Source organism: Accumulibacter sp. (genome assembly GCF_029255145.1).
Classification (GTDB): domain Bacteria; phylum Pseudomonadota; class Gammaproteobacteria; order Burkholderiales; family Rhodocyclaceae; genus Accumulibacter.
In genome coordinates, this window is the sequence record NZ_JAPUVQ010000148.1 from 1 (window position 1) to 17,037 (window position 17,037).

Annotated in this window: 16 protein-coding genes; 9 read left to right on the forward strand and 7 right to left on the reverse strand. The window is 65.9% G+C overall.

The genetic code is table 11. The features are described 5' to 3' along the window. From Q1L50_RS18790 to Q1L50_RS18800, 3 genes are all read right to left on the reverse strand, one after another. Nucleotides 1-2,081 (reverse strand): calcium-binding protein (locus Q1L50_RS18790; protein WP_300341735.1); only part of this gene is annotated, 2,081 nt, incomplete at its 3' end. Nucleotides 2,082-3,117: 1,036 nt separating this feature from the next. After that, on the reverse strand, nucleotides 3,118-3,669 hold the full coding sequence (locus Q1L50_RS18795) for a hypothetical protein (protein ID WP_300341736.1): 552 nt from the start codon (nucleotides 3,667-3,669) through the stop codon (nucleotides 3,118-3,120). Nucleotides 3,670-3,681: 12 nt separating this feature from the next. Beyond that, nucleotides 3,682-4,140: a zinc-dependent metalloprotease family protein gene (locus Q1L50_RS18800; RefSeq protein ID WP_300341737.1), complete on the reverse strand. Its 459-nt coding sequence runs from the start codon at nucleotides 4,138-4,140 to the stop codon at nucleotides 3,682-3,684. 427 nt (nucleotides 4,141-4,567) lie between these two features. Between Q1L50_RS18800 and Q1L50_RS18805 the strand changes: the two genes are divergently transcribed. The 4 genes from Q1L50_RS18805 (at nucleotide 4,568) to Q1L50_RS18820 (ending at nucleotide 8,010) form a co-directional block, all read left to right on the forward strand. Beyond that, nucleotides 4,568-4,936, forward strand: a complete 369-nt coding sequence (locus Q1L50_RS18805) for a hypothetical protein (RefSeq protein ID WP_300341739.1) — start codon at nucleotides 4,568-4,570, stop codon at nucleotides 4,934-4,936. A 2-nt stretch (nucleotides 4,937-4,938) separates the two neighbouring features. After that, entirely contained in the window at nucleotides 4,939-5,706 is a 768-nt protein-coding gene (locus Q1L50_RS18810) for a BPSS1780 family membrane protein (RefSeq protein ID WP_300341741.1), read from the forward strand. A gap of 85 nt (nucleotides 5,707-5,791) precedes the next feature. After that, nucleotides 5,792-6,187: an MAPEG family protein gene (locus Q1L50_RS18815; protein WP_300341743.1), complete on the forward strand. Its 396-nt coding sequence runs from the start codon at nucleotides 5,792-5,794 to the stop codon at nucleotides 6,185-6,187. 77 nt (nucleotides 6,188-6,264) lie between these two features. Then, complete coding sequence (locus Q1L50_RS18820) at nucleotides 6,265-8,010, forward strand: ABC transporter transmembrane domain-containing protein (RefSeq protein ID WP_300341745.1); 1,746 nt, start codon at nucleotides 6,265-6,267, stop codon at nucleotides 8,008-8,010. Nucleotides 8,011-8,044: 34 nt separating this feature from the next. Here the strand turns inward: Q1L50_RS18820 and Q1L50_RS18825 are convergent, their stop codons facing one another. Continuing rightward, nucleotides 8,045-9,655, reverse strand: a complete 1,611-nt coding sequence (locus Q1L50_RS18825; RefSeq protein ID WP_300341746.1) for a Na+/H+ antiporter — start codon at nucleotides 9,653-9,655, stop codon at nucleotides 8,045-8,047. 325 nt (nucleotides 9,656-9,980) lie between these two features. Here Q1L50_RS18825 and Q1L50_RS18830 point away from each other — a divergent pair, with 325 nt between their 5' ends. Continuing rightward, on the forward strand, nucleotides 9,981-10,889 hold the full coding sequence (locus Q1L50_RS18830; protein ID WP_300341748.1) for a hypothetical protein: 909 nt from the start codon (nucleotides 9,981-9,983) through the stop codon (nucleotides 10,887-10,889). 84 nt (nucleotides 10,890-10,973) lie between these two features. On the opposite strand, the gene gcvA is transcribed toward Q1L50_RS18830, so the two are convergent. Further along, nucleotides 10,974-11,900, reverse strand: a complete 927-nt coding sequence (gene gcvA, locus Q1L50_RS18835) for a transcriptional regulator GcvA (protein WP_300341750.1) — start codon at nucleotides 11,898-11,900, stop codon at nucleotides 10,974-10,976. Between the two features lie 115 nt (nucleotides 11,901-12,015). Here gcvA and Q1L50_RS18840 point away from each other — a divergent pair, with 115 nt between their 5' ends. Next, complete coding sequence (locus Q1L50_RS18840) at nucleotides 12,016-12,342, forward strand: DUF2917 domain-containing protein (RefSeq protein ID WP_300341752.1); 327 nt, start codon at nucleotides 12,016-12,018, stop codon at nucleotides 12,340-12,342. Nucleotides 12,343-12,397: 55 nt separating this feature from the next. Continuing rightward, entirely contained in the window at nucleotides 12,398-13,057 is a 660-nt protein-coding gene (locus Q1L50_RS18845; RefSeq protein WP_300341754.1) for a glutathione S-transferase family protein, read from the forward strand. Between the two features lie 33 nt (nucleotides 13,058-13,090). On the opposite strand, the gene Q1L50_RS18850 is transcribed toward Q1L50_RS18845, so the two are convergent. After that, entirely contained in the window at nucleotides 13,091-14,509 is a 1,419-nt protein-coding gene (locus tag Q1L50_RS18850) for a PLP-dependent aminotransferase family protein (RefSeq protein WP_300341755.1), read from the reverse strand. Nucleotides 14,510-14,672: 163 nt separating this feature from the next. Between Q1L50_RS18850 and Q1L50_RS18855 the strand changes: the two genes are divergently transcribed. Then, entirely contained in the window at nucleotides 14,673-15,044 is a 372-nt protein-coding gene (locus Q1L50_RS18855) for a DUF2917 domain-containing protein (protein WP_300341757.1), read from the forward strand. Between the two features lie 165 nt (nucleotides 15,045-15,209). Next, the gene (locus Q1L50_RS18860; protein ID WP_300341759.1) at nucleotides 15,210-16,247 is read left to right on the forward strand and encodes a type IV toxin-antitoxin system AbiEi family antitoxin; all 1,038 of its coding nucleotides are present in this window, start codon (nucleotides 15,210-15,212) and stop codon (nucleotides 16,245-16,247) included. A gap of 120 nt (nucleotides 16,248-16,367) precedes the next feature. Here Q1L50_RS18860 and Q1L50_RS18865 read toward each other — a convergent pair whose 3' ends face one another. Continuing rightward, entirely contained in the window at nucleotides 16,368-16,925 is a 558-nt protein-coding gene (locus Q1L50_RS18865; RefSeq protein WP_300341761.1) for a YaeQ family protein, read from the reverse strand. Between the last annotated feature and the right edge of the window lie 112 nt (nucleotides 16,926-17,037).

Genomic DNA, 17,037 nt, shown 5'->3' on the forward strand with positions numbered 1-17,037 from the left:
CCGCCGGTCGCCTGCGCGCCGGCGACCGCGAGGCTGACCGTCACGGCGGCAGTGGCGTAGGCGTACGAGGCGGTGTCGGTGCCGGTGCTGCCGTCGAGGACGTTGTTGCCGGCGCCGGCGTAGAGAACATTGGCGAGGGTGTTGCCGGTGAGGTTGGCGGTTCCCGGCAGCATGATGCGCCCGTTCTCGACGTTGCTGCCGAGCGTATAAGCGGTGAGCGAACTCAACACCGTGTCGACGCCACCGTTGGTTCCCGCGACCGTCTCGCTCACCACGTCGCCGAGACTGTCGACGTCGTAGGTGTCGTTGCCCGTGCCACCTTCCATGGTGTCGTTACCGCTGCCACCAATCAGGGTGTCGTTGCCGAAGTCGCCACGCAGCAGGTCGTCGCCTGCGCCACCGTCCAGCAAGTCGTTATCGGTGTATAGAGTGGTCAGGTTTAGTTCTGCACCCGATATCCCGTCGTAGCCCTCCAGGATATCGGCACCGTCGCCGCCGAGCAGAACGTCGTCGCCGTAATCACCGAGCAGGTGCTGGTAGCCCGTGCTGCCGGCAAGTTGATCGTTGCCTTCACTGCCACGGAGCGAGAAGACACCGGTGAAGGTCACCGTTCCATAGCCGCCGTCGGTCAGTCCCAATTCGGCAAAACCATCGCTGGCGGTGCTGAAAGTCGCGCGCACCGACGGCACGCTGGCCACCAGCTTCTCGACAAAGATACTGCTGAAGCTGATGCGCGTCGCGCCGTTGCCGGTGACCGTGTCATTGCCCCCGATGGCCTGGAATTGGTTGAAGGCGGTAGACGCCAACGCTTCGCCGGTGGGCGGGACGACGACGATGTCACCGCTGTTGACCGAGGGACTGGCGGCATTCGACAGCGTGAAGCCGGTGGCGTTGTAGACGTCGTCGAGATAGGTGCCGCGAATCCCTTCGATGCCCCGCAGCGTATCGATGCCGACCATGAACGGATCGCCGCTGACTATGCCGGCAGCGAGATTGGCGACGATCCCTTCGATCTGGTTGCCGCCCCGGTAGTCGGCACGATCGGAGCCGGTCTTGCCGTTGATGAAATCATTGCCGGCGTTGCCGCGAAAGGTTTCGAAACTGAGGTCGCCGGACAGCGTGTTCGCCAGCGATCGGGCGCCCAGGGTGTTGACCTGGCCACCACCGATCAGCGTGTCGTCGTACGACCCGCCCTGCGCGCCGTCGATTCCCGAACCCTGGACGTTCGTCCCAGGAGCATAGGCGCTCCTGAGCGGATCGTCGGTGAATGCCGTGACAATCTTGACCTTGACGCCCGGTGCCGTCAGGCCGCTCAGATCGACCGTGATCGCACCACCGACGCCGGTGTAACTGACCCGGGTGTCGCCGTTGCCGGTAATGTCATCGTCGCCACCGTTGGGAGTGAATATGTTCCAGCTATGGCCCCAGGAGTTGCGATTGACGCTGGAGCCGCCGTAGCCGGCGGCGTTATAGGTGTCGGCGAGGTTCGAGCCGATGACGTCCTCGATTTCGCGCAGCGTGTCGGTACCAACCTTCACGTCGGTGCTGGTCACCGTTCCGGCGGCCAGGTTCACCGTGATGCCGGCAGTAGTCGCTTCGTTGACGTAGCTGACGGCGTCCTCGTTGCCTCGGCCGTTGATCAGGTCGTTGCCGCCGTGGCCGCGGAACTCTTCGTAGGTCCAGAAGTTGCGGCCCAGCAGCGTGTCGTCGCCGGCTGTGCCGACAATGCGGTCGACTCCGACCACCGAGTCGGTCGCGAGAACGACGGTGCCGGCGGCGTTGAGCTTCTTGATCGTTCCGAGTTCGAGGTCGGCATTGATGCGCAGGCTGCTGGCGTCCGGCAGCGCGAAGCTGCTCCAGGCGTTGCGGTAGTCGAGCGTGTCGAAATCGTTGAAGCCGTAACGCCAGTAACTGGTACTGCTCTTGTAACCGAGGTTGTAACTGTCGTTGCCGGCGCTGGCGCCTACGAAGTCGTTGCCCAGAGAGGTCAGGAAGGTATCGTTGCCGGTCGTGCCGTTGGCCAGGTTGGGCGTGCCGCCGACGTTGCTGTCGTCACCGGTGCTGCCAAATATTGTTGCCATGATGATTTCCCCCATTGTATGTCGATCGCTGGTGCGAGCGAGTTTGACCGGACTCCTCCCGTCTTCATTCTGCATCCTCGTGGCCGGATCTACACACAAGAACGACGGCGAAGTCAATGGCACCAGCAAGCATCGGAAACAAATCTGTCGGCAAGTAGATTCGGCGAAAAGCAGGCCATTGGCTTGTCTGTTCTTGTCGTTTTTCTGGCCATCGCTCTGCGCCCGGTGTGGGCAGTCCTGCGTGGCCGCACAACGACCGGCTTTCCGCTCTGCGATTTGGTTGGTGACGAGGTGGGTCAGGTTTCCAGAAGGTGGGCAGTGGATGGACCATGCTGGACCGTGTCGCTTGCATTAGGCACCAACGAGTTCCCGTCGGCGCCTTCGCGACGTGTCGCATAACTAGGGCTCGGGAGCAAGTCGCCAGCACGCATGATGAGATCGCGGTCGTTTCGAAGAGAGCGCCCCGCCAGGGCGGGGCGTTCTCTTCAGGGCGGAGCACTGGCGACCGCGCGGAGTCTGAACTACGCCGACAATGGCCGGCGTGGCGACCCGGCGGCAGGTCAGGCGGCGTCGCGGATCGGGCGGCCGCTCGGCTCAGGGCCGCATCCTTTCAGGAAGGCCACGACGTGGAACCGAAAGGCGTCAATCTGGGGTGATGCCCGTGACTTCCCCGGGAAGGTCGTAAGTCCGCATCGGGTTTGCGGCATTGCGCGGTGTGGAGGTGTGAAAGGGGAGGGTTAATTGGAAGATCGTGCGATTGGCCAGGAACGGGAGTAGTGGACCGCGCAACCGAACATCAGGCGATAGCGTGGCGTGCCTGATGCGCCGGCAGGGAAGGGCTCCGTTAACGAGGAGCCGGTGAAGAGGCTGAACGGTCAGCAGATCGTGCTCTGCTGATGACAGAGTCGGTCCTGCGAGCCAGGCGACGCTGGGCATTGCGTCTGGCGGCCGGAGACCTGCAGCAGCAGCTGGTGGCGGGTGCGACTGCTGCGGGGGAGAAGATCGCAAGCCGCCTGCGAGCGCAGCCCTGCGGATTTCAGCGCGGCGCCACCTGCGTTTGACCGGTGGCCAGGTTGATCGACAGCGTTCGCCCGGCGACTCCCACCAGCGCTTCGGTGCTGGTCAGCCGGGGGAGAGTTTGAATCCAGGCACCGTGCTTGGCCTGGTGCAGCACCCGGGATTCGGTCGCGCCAATTGCGCGGGCAATTTCGTCAAACGTCAGCCTGACGACATCGTGCCCTTGGGGATTGACCAGCAAGACAGCAGTCGGTCCCTTGATGTTGTCAAACTGGTCGAACAAGACGACCGTGCCATCGTCGGCCGCCGATGCAAAACGGGGCCGCACGCGCTGCGGCAGGCTTCGTTGCCACAGCGTGTGCGCTTGCCCACCGGCTATGGCGCGCAGCGTTCCGGTGGCGGGGTCGACGCGCCAGCGCCTGGCCAACTCGATGTCGAAGGTGTAAGCGCCACTAGCCGATACTACGGTTTCCCGTTGTACCAGCGCCGCGACGAAGTCCACCGCAATCGACCCCGTGGGCCACAGCAAGGCGGCGAGAAGCCCGCTGGCCAGATGCCGGTGTGGGCTCATTCGCCGTTCGGGTCAGGCGGCAATGGCCGCGGCGCGCCGGCGGCGAGTGGCGCCCAGTCCAAGCTTGGCCAGTCCGGCGAGCACCAGCGGCGCGGTCTCGGCCGTCGCTAGATCCCTGGCAAGCGGGCTCGATCGCGCCTCGGTGATTTGCGGCGCGGTCAACAGGCTCATGCCGGTGATGCCGTCATCGCTGATCTCGGCCAGGCTGCCGGGCAACGTCCGGTTACTGCCGCTGGTGATCAGGTTTTCGCCGCCGCCAGCGCCATAACCGTTGTGCGTCAAGCCGAGCACATGGCCGACTTCGTGCAAGACGGTATTGATTCGCTCGCCGCCTCCGTTGAAGCTGTCGACATCGGTCGAGTTGATCGCGCCCCGTGATTCGTTATTGCAAGCCGCGGCGAACGTCGGGGCGGCGCAACCGAAGCCGTACAGGGTCCCGCCGACGACCTGCAGGTCGGAGACGAAGTACATGTTCAGGATGCCATTGGCGATCTAGTCGCCCAATACCGCTGTGCCGGCATTGAGCAGTCCGGCGCCGTCGTCGACATCGAAGTCATAGGGGCTGATCGAGCCGCTCCACCATTGAACCGTCGGCAGGAACAGGAAATCGACTCCCGCCTGCGCCCAGATCTTGTCGGCATAGGTTTCATAGATCGTCGCCGAGGCGCCATTCGAACCGTCATCGTCACAGGCCTGGACTGCCCGGATGGCGACCTACTTGGTGATCGGGGTGGCTCCAGCCGAGGAAATTGCCCCCAGGACGCTGAGCAGCGTTGCGGCAGCAAGGGACTTTACTTGATGTGTTTTCAAGGGGTTTCCCGTTTCTGTTTGGTTCAATTGGCGATCGTCAAGGGATTGCTGGCACGGCTGCACACGGACCCGCCATCTGCATTACGTTTTGGAAAGCAAAGTACCATGCCATAACTTCCATCTGGCTGATTCATGGATGTTACAAAATGTCGCGGCCCTTCAGGGCCGTTCGGAGGCTGGTGTGGTCGACTCGACCCAGGCCTTCGCCTGGTGGCCGGTTGCCAACGAGGCGCTGCTGGCCGTCCGCGAAGGAGCGTTGCCCGCTTCGATCGGCGGCGCCCGACTTCCGTTCGCCTGGTGGTGGCGCGGTCGGGCGCTGTCGCCAATCGCTGCTATATCGGGCAACACTGGGCCGGGCAGCGCTGCGGCGCGTTATAGTGTTCGCCGCGCCGGCGCCGGCCGATCGAACGACGCCGTGGCGCAACCAATTTCCGGTATTTCGGATCGCATGAGGTAGCGATGAACAGTGAATCCAACCCCTTCGAGGCGGCCGCAGTGGGCGTCGACCAGCACCGCGATGCAGTGATCGGGAGTTTTGTCCCCGAAGGGCGCTGCCTGCCGGTCGGCCATGGCTTCCAGTGGTTGGCCCGTGGCTGGGCGATATTCCGCACCGCACCGGGAACCTGGATGGGAATCGCGGTCGCTTTCATGTTGTTGATGCTGGCGGTCAGTTCCGTCCCGTTCCTGGACGTGGCGGTGAACCTGCTGATTCCGGTGCTCATCGGTGGTGTCAGTATCGGCTGCAAGGAGATCGACGACGGCGGCGAGGTCCGTTTCATGCACCTGTTCGCAGGCTTTACGAGCAATCCGGGTGGCCTGCTGCTGATCGGCCTGCTGTATCTGGCAGCGATGCTGGTGTTGTCCGCCGTGGTCGGGGTGGTGGTGGCGCTGGCGACGATGTTGGTGGGCTCGCGCTACGACGCCGCTTCCTTGCCACTGCTCTCGCTGGGTTTTCTGACGACCTTGCTGCTCTTCGTGCCGATGGCGATGGCCATCTGGCTGGCGCCGCCGCTGGTGGTCTTTCAGCGTCTTTCGGCCGTCCAGGCGATCAAGACCAGTTTCTTCGCCGCCTGGAGGAACTTTGCTCCATTCTGCCTGTACGGCCTGCTGGTCCTGCTCGCCGCGGTGATCGCCAGCTTGCCGCTGTTGCTCGGCTGGCTGGTCCTGCTGCCGGTCCTCTACGCGTCGCTTTACGCCTTCTATCGGGACGTCTTCTTCGAGCGATGAAAACCGCGAAAGTCCGTGGCGTCCGCCGGGCACCGGCCGCATCGGCCTCGCCTTCCGAAACCAAAACCAGCCAGGGATGGCCATCATGACCGATTACCCAGGACCCACGCTGCTGACTTTGGCCAGCTCGCTGCTGCTTTTCGCCTGCGCCGCTTACGTCGGTCGCTGCCGCATCAAGCACGGCATCAGGGCGCCAGCAACCACCGGCCACCCGCAGTTCGAGATCGCCTACCGGATCCAGATGAACACCCTCGAAAACACCGTCGCCTTCCTGCCGGTGCTGTGGGTTTTCGCCCTCAACCTGTCGAGCCTGTGGGCCACCGTTTTCGGTAGTGGCTGGCTGTTGGCACGGGTCTGGTACGCGCTGGCCTACGCCCGTGACCCGAAGTCGCGCGGTGCTGGCTTCGGCTTGTCGATGCTCTGCTTCGCGGCGCTCGGGCTGGGTGGTGTTTGGGGCGTCCTGCGCGGGCTGCTCGGCTGAACTCGCAGGCATCCGGCGAGCAGACCGCGACGGCTGGCGCCGAGTCGCGGCGCTCTGCCGCCGGCAAGTTGCGCCCGTTGCGGGCCCTGCTGCCGTACCTGGCGCCGTACGGCAGGCAGATTGCGCTGGCCTTGCTGCTCCTGCTGCTCGCCGCCTCGGCGACGCTGACGCTCCCCTACGCGGTGAAGCTGCTGGTCGACGGCGGCCTCGGCTTGCCGCCCGGCACGGAACTCGGCGAACGGATGCAGGCGGTACGCGAACACTTTCTGCTGCTCTTCTCGGTGGCGGTGGTCCTTGGCCTGGCGACCGCCGCGCGCTTCTACATGGTCAGCTGGATCGGCGAGCGGGTGACCACCGACCTCCGGCAGGCGGTCTACGCGCACGTCCTGCGGCAGAGCCCGCAGTTCTTCGAGACCTTGAAGACCGGCGAGGTGCTGTCGCGCCTGACGACCGACACCACGGTGATCCACAGCGCGGTCGGTTCGAGCGTCAGCATGGGCTTGCGCAACATCGTCCTGTTCGCCGGCGGCCTGACCATGCTGGTGACCACCACGCCGCGTCTGATGCTGACCGTCGCCGGGATCATCGTGCTCTTCGTCCTGCCGGCGGGACTGATCGGTCGGCGGGTGCGCAAGCTCTCGCGCGCCAGCCAGGACCGCCTTGCCGATACCAGCGGGATCGCCGGCGAGATCCTCAATGCCATCCCGATCGTCCAGAGCTATACCCAGGAGACCGCCGAAGCGGCACGCTTCTCGCTGGCCAACGAAAGGGCCTTCGCGACTTCGATCCGCCGCACCGGCACGCGTTCGGCGTTCACCGCCTTCGTGATCATTGGTGTCTTCGGTTCGCTGCTCTACGGTCTGTATGGCGGCGTGCAGGCGGTCATGGTTGGCGAGATGAGCGCCGGCCAGCTGAGCCAGACGGCTCTTTACGTGATGGTCGTCGCCGGCAGCGTGGCGGTGCTGGCCGAGGTCTGGGGCGACCTGCTGCGCGCTTCGGGGGCGGCCGAGCGGCTGATGGAACTGCTGCGCTCGCGTTCGCCGATCGACGAGCCGCAGCAGCCGGCCGCCCTGCCAGTGCCGGCTGGTGGCTTGCGCGTGGCCTTCGAAGGGGTCCGTTTTGCCTACCCCGCGCGACCGGCGCAGCCGGTCCTGCAGGGACTCGATCTGAGCATCGAGGCGGGTCAGACGGTGGCGCTGGTCGGGCCGTCGGGCGCCGGCAAGACGACCGTTCTGCAGTTGCTGCAGCGTTTCTACGACGTCAGCGAAGGCGTCATCACGATCGATGGCATCGACCTGCGCCGCCTGCGCCTGGCCGAGCTGCGTGGACGGATCGCGGTGGTGCCGCAGGAAGCGGTGATCTTTTCGGGCACCATCGCCGACAACATCCGCTACGGCCGGCCCGGAGCCAGTGACCAGGAAACCAGGGCCGCTGCCGCCGCCGCTTTCGTCGACGAGTTCGTCCAGCGGCTGCCCGAGGGCTACGCCACTTTCGTCGGCGAGCGTGGCGTTCGTCTGTCCGGTGGTCAGCGTCAGCGGATCGCCATCGCCCGCGCGATCCTGAAGAACGCGCCGCTGCTGCTGCTTGACGAGGCGACCAGCAGCCTCGACGCAGCGAGCGAGCGGGTGGTGCAGGCGGCGCTGGAAGCGGCGATCAGCGGCCGGACGACGATCGTCATCGCTCACCGCCTGGCCACCGTGCAGCGTGCCGACCGCATCGTCGTCTTCGAGCATGGGCGGCTGATCGACGCCGGTACGCACCTGCAACTGGTCGCTCGCGGCGGCTTGTATGCGCGTCTGGCCGCGCTGCAGTTCGCCGTGTGACCCTCGGTGCGGAGAAGCGTGCCCCAGCCTGGCGCTAGCCGCGGTCCACGCTGATCGACGAAACCAGTTCGCGCTCGTCGAGCTCGGCTTCGATGAGCCGCAGGCTCTCGTCGTTGATCACGTCGCTGGCGCGCAACTCGCGCAGGCGCTGCCGTTCGGCGCCGATCGCGGCCAGCCGCAGGCGCCGGCGCACGGCGATATGCGTCGCTCGCAGCGTCGCGTGGCCCGGATCGCCCTCGAGCAACTCGATCTTGCCCTGATAGCGGCGGGCCAGTTGTTCGGCGAAAGCGAGGTCTTCCGGGTCGCTGAGGTCACTGGCGACGTTGGCCACGGCGGCAAGTGCAGCGCGGGCGATTTCGGCGCGGGCCGCGTGCTCTTCGTCCAGGTTCTCCTGGCCGCTGTCGATTGCCAGCTTGCGGATCAGCCAGGGCAGCGGCACGCCGTTGAAGGCAAGAGTCAGGATGATCGTCGCCGCAGCCAGAAAGACCACCAGGTCGCGTTCGGGAAAAGGCGTTCCGCCAGCAATTATCGTCGGCACCGAAAGCGCCGTCGCCAGCGTGATCGAGCCGCGTACCGCCGCCCAGCTGACCAGCAGCAGTCGCTTGGGATCGGGACCCGAGTCGCTGCCGCTCCAGCCCCAGCCCAGGCGAAACCGAAGGTGCGCGGAAATCCACACCCAGGCAATCCGCAAGACCATCAACAAGGCCCACAGGACGAGCGCGTACAAGGCCAGATCGAGCGCGGCGTACTGGTCGACGCTGGTCAGCATGCGCCGTAGCTGCAGGCCGAGCAGGACGAAGACCAGACCGTTGAGGACATAGGAAAGCATCCTCCACACTTCGCGGGCGTGCTGGCGCGCATCGGCGGTCAGTCCTTTGACCTCCTGGCCGCTGGCCCATAGCCCGGCGGCCACCACCGCCAGGATCCCGGAAACGTGCAATGCCTCGGCCGCGAGGTAGGCACCGTAGGGCATCAGTATCGTCAGCAGGGTCTGCAATACGGGGTCGTCGGCGCGCAAACGAATCAGGCGCTGGCGCAGCTCTCGACCCAACCACTCGACAGAGATGCCGATAATGATGCCGCCGCCGGCCAGATGCAGGAAGTCGCCGGCGACCACCGTCGACGAGAACAGCCCGGTCGCCGCCGCCGCGACGGCGAGCTTGAAGGCCACCAGTCCGGAGGCGTCGTTGAGCAGGCTTTCGGCGTTGACGATGAGCACGATGCGCGCCGGCAGGGGCAGCAGCTGGGTGGTCGCCACTGTGGCCACGGCATCGGTCGGCGAGACGATCGCTCCGAGCGTGAAAGCGACCGCCAGCGGCATCGCGGGAATCAGCCAGTGCATCGCGTAGCCGACCGCGACGACGGTCAGGACGACCAGTCCGAGCGCCAGCAGCAGTACCGGCTTCAGCGTGCTGACGAAGTCGCGGCGCGGCAATACCCAGGCGTCGGCAAAGAGGATCGGCGGGATGAACAACAGCAGGAACAGTTCCGGATCGACCACGATGGCGTCGAGCCCGGGCAGCAAGGAAGCCACGACGCCGACCACCACCAGCAGGATCGGCAAGGGCAGCGGCGTCCAGCGGACCAGTGCGCCGCCGACGGCGATTGCCAGCAGGAGGAGCAGGGTCAGTTCGATAACAGGCATGCCAGATTTTACCGCGAGCCGGTGACGAAAATGTTACGCCACATTACATCGTAGTACGCTGAGCAGGCGCGCCGGACCGGCAAGAGCGCAACCACGCCAAGGAATCGAGCTGCGCTGCCAGCGGATCGACGCTATCATTTGACCCCTGCTGTCGCGTCGCTGGCTGTCGCCTGGCGATCTCCGGTTGCTGACGGAGTCGATCATTCGGGCAGCTGGTTCCGTTTCAGCGTGCTGACGGATGTTGCTCAAGCACCTTCTCCCACCCCTTGCAGCTGCCCCTGTTCGAGCGACTTCGCCAGGGCGCTGCAGACAGACCACCGGTCCGATGCCCACGCTCCTTACTTCGCCGTTTCTCGCCGCCTGGCGCCGGCAGAAAGCCGCCACGCGGCTGTTCGTCGCAGTGGCCGCCCTCGGCACCCTGATGGGCGGGCTGGGGTTCCTGGCTTGGCAGCGTTTCTATCCGGTGACCGCCGCTGACGGCTGGTCGTATCGGGTCGTGCTCGATGGCGTGCCATACGTCAGCGCTCTGGCAAGAGACCGGCAGGGCCTTCTCTACGTCAGCCAGGAGCTGAAAAACCAGCGCGGCAGCGTGTTTACGCTGGCAGCCGATGGAGCACGCTCGCTGGTGCTGCCAGGCCTTTCGAAACCCGACGGACTGGCGGCTCTGGGTGACGGCATCGTCGTCGCTCAGGAGGAGGGCGATCATCCTGTCCTGTGGCTGCATGGCGGCAAGGCCGAGGCGCTGTTCCCCGGCAGGAATGTCGAAGGCGTCGCCGTCGATGGCCGCTATCTCTACGCGATCGAGGACCGCGCCGGCGATGGCCGCTTGCTGCGTTTCGACACCTCGGCCAAGGTACTGACGGTTTTGCGCGACGATCTGAGCGAAGGCGAGGGGGTCGCGCTCTGCCCGGATGGGCAGCTGTTCTATACCGAAAAAGGCAAGGGATGGGTGAAGCGCTGGCGGTCGGAGGGTGGCGACGAGCTGGTGCTTGGCGGTCTCAACGCGCCGGGCTTCCTGATGTGCGATGACGAGGGGCTGTGGGTGACCGAAGACGCCACTCATCGCGCACGGCTCCTGTTGCTCGACCACCATGGCGGATCCTTGCAGGTCATCCTGCGCCATCTGCGCTCGGCGCAAACGGTTCTCTCGCTGGCACCGGGGCGTCTGTTGATCGCCGAGCAGGGGCGCGGGCGGGTTCTGGAAGTGGAACGTTCGCCGAGGCGCCGGGAGTGAATTTGCCAGGCCCGCGGCAGCCTGGCGCGGGCCGTCGAGAAAAGCCGCGTCGGCTGGCGTGCGCTGCGCCGGCGGCGGTACGGTCTAGTCGCTCGCTGCTGGCCGCAGCACGCCCGCCGGCTGGCAGTACGAAAGTGCTTCCTGGAGCAGCCATTCCCGAAACGCGGCAACCTCGTTCTGGTGTTCGTCGGCGAGGCGGCAGACGACGAAGTACGAGAACGGCGATTCGACCGCGGTCGCAAAAGGGCGCACCAGGCGGCCGCTCGCCACGTCGTCCGCGGCCAGCGTATGGCGCGCCAGCGCCACGCCCTGGCCGGACGCGGCGGCCAGCAGCATCAGGCTGGAGTCGTCGAATACCGTGCCGCGCTGCGGTTCCTCGATGACCACTCCGGCGGCCTTGAACCACGGTTGCCAGAGTTCGGCGCTGGATCGCAACAGCGGCAGCGAGATCAATTGTGCCGGCGAAGCCAGTTGATGCCGGGCGATGAACTCGGACGAGCAAACCGGGTAATACCAGTCCTTCATCAGCAGCCGGCTGCTCAGGCCCGGGTATCGACCGGGGCCGAAGCGAACGCCGACGTCGGCTTCACCGCCCTTGAGGTCGGCCAGCCGGGTGCTGGATTGCACCTCGACGTCGAGGTTGGGCTGATCGGTGATGAAGCGGCCCAGCCGCGGCAGCAGCCAGCGGGCGGCGAACGAGGGCATGCAGCTGACGCGCAGCCGGCAGTAGTCGCGGGCAGCCAGCAGACTTTCGGTGGCCTTGGCGATCTCGTCGAGGGCGCGCGCAAGCTGTTCCGCGTAAGTGGCGCCCTGCACGGTCAACTTCAGGCCACGGCCACTGCGCTCGAATAGCGCCAGTCCCAGGTAGTCCTGCAGCTGTCGCAACTGGTGGCTGATCGCGCCGTGCGTCAGATGCAGTTGCTCGGCGGCGGCGGTAACGCTCCCGCTTCGGGCCACCGCAACAAAGGCGCGCAGGCTGCCGAGTGGCGGCGTGGTTCGATTACCTGTCAATTTTCTTCACATGTCACGGGCAAACAATTCGATTGTCCGGAATTCGTCCGGGGTCGAGAATAGCCCACATCTGTTCCCGGCGGAACAGTCATCAAAGCACGGAAAGGAGAACGTCATGGCCATCCTGTTACCCTGCATCGAGTTTGAAACAAGTGCCTCGGAGGCCGTTTCGCTGCAGCGGATCGCCGGCTGGACGCTGACCGCGGTCGGCGCGCGCCTCTGGCTCACCGAAGAGAGCGGCGGGCGCGACATCTGGCTGCGTCCCGGCGATCGCCATGTCGTTGTCGGCGCCGGCAAGGTCGTCGTCGAATCGTGGCCGGCGGCCAACGCCGCCGCCGATCTGCCGGCACGGGTACGGCTGGCGCCGCCGACGGCACGCTGCCGTCGCCGCTGGAAGTTGCCTAGACTATGGCCACGCCAGTCGCTGATCGGCTGCAACTGAAAATCACGGGCGTCATGCCCGGCCCGACGCAAACCTTCAACGACCGGAGAAAACGATGAGCGAAGCGACCAGCAACACACCACACCAGCTTCTCGGCCTGTACGATTCACCCTTTGTCCGGCGCGTGGCGATCACCATGACGCTGTACGGAGTCCCTTTCGAGCATCTGTCGCTGTCGGTGTTCCGGCAAATGGATGCGATGCGCCCGATCAATCCCTTGTTCAAGGTGCCGATGCTGACGCTGCCCGATGGCGAGAAGCTCTACGAGAGCGCGTATCTGCTCGACTACCTCGACGAACTCGCCGCCGACCGCGGTCTGGCGCCGCTGACCCCGCGCTCCGGGCCGCAGCGGCGGCAGGTGCTGCAGGCGACGGCGCTGGCGATCGTCGCCACCGAGAAATCGGTGGCCATCGAATACGAACGCAAGCGTCCGCCCGAACTGCAGTGGCCGGAGTGGAGCAGCCGTCTGCGCGGCCAGCTGCGGCAGGCTTTTTCGATGCTCGAACAGCGGCTGGCAGGAATCGCCCGCAGCGGCGGCAGTTTCCTGGTCGGCGACCGGCTGACGCAAGCCGACATCAGCACCGCTGTCGGGATCGGTTTCGTGCGCTACGTTCAGCCGGACGAGTGGCCGGCCGGCGAATACCCGGCGCTGGAAGCGCTGGCGGCCAGACTCGAAGCCAGCGCGGCTTTTCAGGCGGTGCCGATCGACCAGTGACGGCCACCGGTGGACCGCACCGCGCACCGCGGCTCAGGACGCCATCAGCGCGCCGAGGCGGCGCACGGCGTCTTCGATCTCCGGCGTATGCGGGTTGCCGCAGTTGAGCCGCAGGCAGTTTCGATACATGCCGCTGGCCGAAAACAGCTCGCCCGGCACGTAGGCGACGCCGGCGGCGATCGCCCGGTCGTAGAGCGCGGTGGTATCGACCTTCTCCGGCAGTTCGACCCACAGGACAAAGCCTCCCTGCGGCTGGGTGATCCGCGTCGCCGGCGGGAAGTGTCGCGCCACCGCTGCCCGCATGGCCTCGACCTGGTGCGCGTAGGCCCGCCGCAGGCCGCGCATGTGCCGGTCGTAGGACCCCGATTCGAGGTATTCGGCGAGCACCTGCTGGGTGACCGGATTGGTGCCGCCGCTGGTCACCGTCTTCTGCAGGGCGACCTGCCGGCGGTAGCGTCCGGCGGCCACGAAACCGATGCGCAGAGCCGGTGACAGGCACTTCGAAAAGGACGAACAGAGCATCACGTTGCCAGCCTTGTCGAAAGCCTTGATGGTTCGCGGCGGGGTGTCGCCGAAGTAGAGGTCGCCGTAGATGTCGTCCTCGATTACCGCCACGCCGCGTTCGGCGGTCAGCCTGGCGAGTCGCTGCTTGTGCTCGTCGGGCATGATGCTGCCGAGCGGGTTGCTGGCGTTGGGTACCAGCAGACACGCCGCCACCTGGCCTTCGCGGGTGGCCAGATCGAGCGCCTCGATCGACACGCCGGTGCGCGGATCGGTCGGGATTTCGAGCGCTTTCAGACCCAGGATCTCGAGCAACTGGAGCATCAGGTAGTACGCCGGCGACTCGACCGCCACCGTGTCGCCCGGACTGGTGACCGCGCGCAGACAGACCGCGAGAGCTTCGGTGCACGAGTTGGTGATCACGAACTCGCGCGCCGCCAGAGGACCGGCCCAGCCGACCGAGCGCAGGACCAGTTGGCGGACCAGCGCCGCTTCGTCGATGTTGATGTGGCTGCCGCCTTCGAGCAGCTGCGGGTGACGCCGCACCACGCCGCCATAGAGCCGTTGCAGCGCGGCCAGCGGCAACAGCGTCGACGAGGGCAGGGCGGCGCCGAGCGGCGCGACGCCCGGCTTGATGCCGGTCTGCAGGACCCGCATCAGGCGTTGGCTGACATCGACCGGTACCGCTTCCTCCGGTGTCGAGCGGACGTTTGGTTGCGCCAGTCGCGCTGGCGCATGGCGGACGAAATACCCGGATTGCGGCCGTGCTTCGACCAGACCCCGGTCCTCGAGCTGGCGAAGCGCCTGCAGCACGGTGGACACCGACAGCCGCCGCTCGCGCGAAAGGCGGCGCACCGATGGCAGTCGCTCGCCCGGTCGCAGATTGCCGGTAACGATGATGCCGCTCAAGTCCTCGGCCAGCCTCTCGTAACGCAAGAGTTCGTTTTCCATTGACGTCCACCAATACAGTTGCCGCTGATTAAGACAAGCACAGTTGTTCGTGTTTAAAACTGTGCTGGTCACAATTCTGTCAGTTTGTGGCTGTATTATCAAGCCCGGCCGTCCTACACTGCTCTACATCGAAACAAGGAAGACAACGAAAGGAGAGACGGCCATGGACTTCGACCTGTTCAACAGCGAGTTCTGCCTCGCCCACAATGCGCCGGTGCGCCTGACGTCGGCCAGCGGCGTGCGCATCATCTGTACGGCCGGGCTGGTCTGGTTGACCGTCGAAGGTGAAGCCGGCGACATCTTTCTGGCGCCGGGTGACAGCCACCATGTTCGCGGCCGCGGGCTGGCCTTGCTGGAAGCCATCGGGAGTGGGCGAGTCCGCTTCCAGAAAGCCGCCAGTCCCTCGCGCAGCCTGCTTTTGCCTCGCCTGCTGGAGCCATTGCAACGGCTGTGGCAGCGGGGCCGCGACTTGCCGCTGCTCGACCGGCGTCCGGCACGCTCGCTGCCCGCGTGCTTGCCGCAGGTCGTTGCGTAGGTCGCGCGAGCCAGCGCCGCGTGCGACGCGTTGTGTCCACCGCCGCGCGCTGCCACGTGCAGACGGTGCCGCGACGGACCGAGTCATGAACGCAGCAAGATCTGGAAGCGCCGCCGATCTGCGTTCATAATTGGCGCTTGTTCACCACGGTGATGGGCTGCGGCGATGGGCGAGGAAGAGCAAAGCACCCTCCTGGAGAGGGTCGCGCAGGCGCTGCGAGGACACGGGTTGCTGGTCAACGTGCAGGATGAAGCCGAGGGGGCTGCCCCGTCGCTGCGTGTCAGCAGGGACGGGGCTGACTTCGACTATGCCGCGGTGGTCAAGCGCCGGCTGTCGTCGGGGTCGATCGGCGCCGTGCTCAGTCAGCTGCGTGACCCGGTCGACGTTGGCCAGCTGCCGCCGCTACTGGTCTGCGACCACGTGACGCCGCCGTTGGCCGACCAACTGCGCGAACACCAGCAGCAGTTCGCCGACGCGGCGGGCAATGCCTACCTCGACGGCCGCGGCCTTCTCGTCTACGTGAGCGGCCGCAAGCTGCATCCCAAGCAAGTCGCACTGCGCGCCAGCAGCGGTTTCACCGCGACCAGGCTCAAGGTCCTGTTTGCCCTGATTTGCGATCCCGATCTGGCTGGCGCGCCGTACCGGGCGATCGCCGCCGCTGCCGACGTCGCCCTGGGCGCCATGCCGGCGGTCGTCGGCGACCTGCGGCAACGCGGTTCGCTGGTCGTTGTCGACCGGCGCCGCTCGCTCGCTGCCAGCAAGCGACTGCTCGACGAGTGGGCGCAGGCCTATGCGATCGGCCTGCGCGGGAAGACGTTGATCGCCCGCTATCAGGCGCAGCACTTCGACTCCTGGCACGACTGGCAGCTCAACCCGGCGCACGCCCGCTGGGGCGGCGAAGCGGCGGCGGTGCTGCTCACTGGCGAACCGAGTCCGAGTACCTTGACCATCTACGGTGACAAGTTGCCGGCGCGGCTGATTGCCGAGGAGCACCTCGAAACGGCAAGTCCCGCGGCCTACGAGCATCTGGTCGAACTGCGCAAGCCTTTCTGGGGGGAGTCGCTGCAGACAGGCGCACGGACAGATACCGTGCCGGCGGCGCTGGTTTATGCCGACCTGCTGGCCACCGGCAGCGCACGCTGCATTGACGCGGCGGAAATGGTCTATGACGCCCACCTTGCCCGTCGCTTTCCGCCCAACTGAGGACGTCCGCAGGCACTGATTGGCGCGGCGGGCGTTTGGCCTGTGATCGGGTGCCTGCCTGCTGCAGTGGTTCCGGGGATCACGCGGTGGCTTGCGATCGCGCCACCGACGCGACGACGATCATTGCTTGCCCGGGCGAGCATTCATCCAGGCCGCCGGTTCGACACAGATGTTGCTGGTGCGATCGTTCAGCCAGATGCTGCCATCGCTGATCATGCAGGCAATGCTCATTCCGCGTTCGCTCAGCGTGGCCAGGTCGCTGGTGGCCGCGCGTGGCAGCTGGAAGACACTGAGGTTGTCGAAGCGGTCGAGCGCTGGACCGACCCGGCTCCACCAGATGTCGGCCTTGTTGCCCCCGTAGGCATACACCACTACTTGCCGCGCTCGACCGCAGGCTTTGCGGAGACGCTTTTCATCGGGCAGGCCGACATCGATCCAGAGATCGATCTCGTTCGTCGGCGATTTCTCCCAGAGGTCGGGTTCGTCATCGGTCGACAGGCCGGCGGTGAATTGCAGGCTGTCGCTGGCGTGCAGCGCAAACGCCAGGAGCCGCACCATCATCCGTTCGTCGGTCTCCGAGGGGTGGCGGGCGATGGTCAGGGCATGCGTGACGTAGTAGCCGCGATCGGTATCGGAGACGGTGAGTTGAGCTTTGAAGATGGTGGCTTTCAGCGCCATCGATGGGCTTTCGTACGGTTTGGGCGGCCAGTGTGCGGCAAACGCCGCAGGCGAACAAGGCGCCCGCGGCATGCCGGCGCCGTCCAGGCTTCGGCCAGAGTTCGATTGACCG

Coding starts and splice junctions, on each gene's coding strand:
- Q1L50_RS18795 (WP_300341736.1), bottom strand. CDS start 3,669: ATGAGCCCACACCGGCATCTGGCCAGCGGGCTTCTCGCCGCCTTGCTG.
- Q1L50_RS18855 (WP_300341757.1), top strand. CDS start 14,673: ATGGACTTCGACCTGTTCAACAGCGAGTTCTGCCTCGCCCACAATGCG.
- Q1L50_RS18840 (WP_300341752.1), top strand. CDS start 12,016: ATGGCCATCCTGTTACCCTGCATCGAGTTTGAAACAAGTGCCTCGGAG.
- Q1L50_RS18815 (WP_300341743.1), top strand. CDS start 5,792: ATGACCGATTACCCAGGACCCACGCTGCTGACTTTGGCCAGCTCGCTG.
- Q1L50_RS18860 (WP_300341759.1), top strand. CDS start 15,210: ATGGGCGAGGAAGAGCAAAGCACCCTCCTGGAGAGGGTCGCGCAGGCG.
- Q1L50_RS18865 (WP_300341761.1), bottom strand. CDS start 16,925: ATGGCGCTGAAAGCCACCATCTTCAAAGCTCAACTCACCGTCTCCGAT.
- Q1L50_RS18850 (WP_300341755.1), bottom strand. CDS start 14,509: ATGGAAAACGAACTCTTGCGTTACGAGAGGCTGGCCGAGGACTTGAGC.
- Q1L50_RS18830 (WP_300341748.1), top strand. CDS start 9,981: ATGCCCACGCTCCTTACTTCGCCGTTTCTCGCCGCCTGGCGCCGGCAG.
- Q1L50_RS18810 (WP_300341741.1), top strand. CDS start 4,939: ATGAACAGTGAATCCAACCCCTTCGAGGCGGCCGCAGTGGGCGTCGAC.
- Q1L50_RS18845 (WP_300341754.1), top strand. CDS start 12,398: ATGAGCGAAGCGACCAGCAACACACCACACCAGCTTCTCGGCCTGTAC.
- Q1L50_RS18800 (WP_300341737.1), bottom strand. CDS start 4,140: ATGTACTTCGTCTCCGACCTGCAGGTCGTCGGCGGGACCCTGTACGGC.
- Q1L50_RS18825 (WP_300341746.1), bottom strand. CDS start 9,655: ATGCCTGTTATCGAACTGACCCTGCTCCTCCTGCTGGCAATCGCCGTC.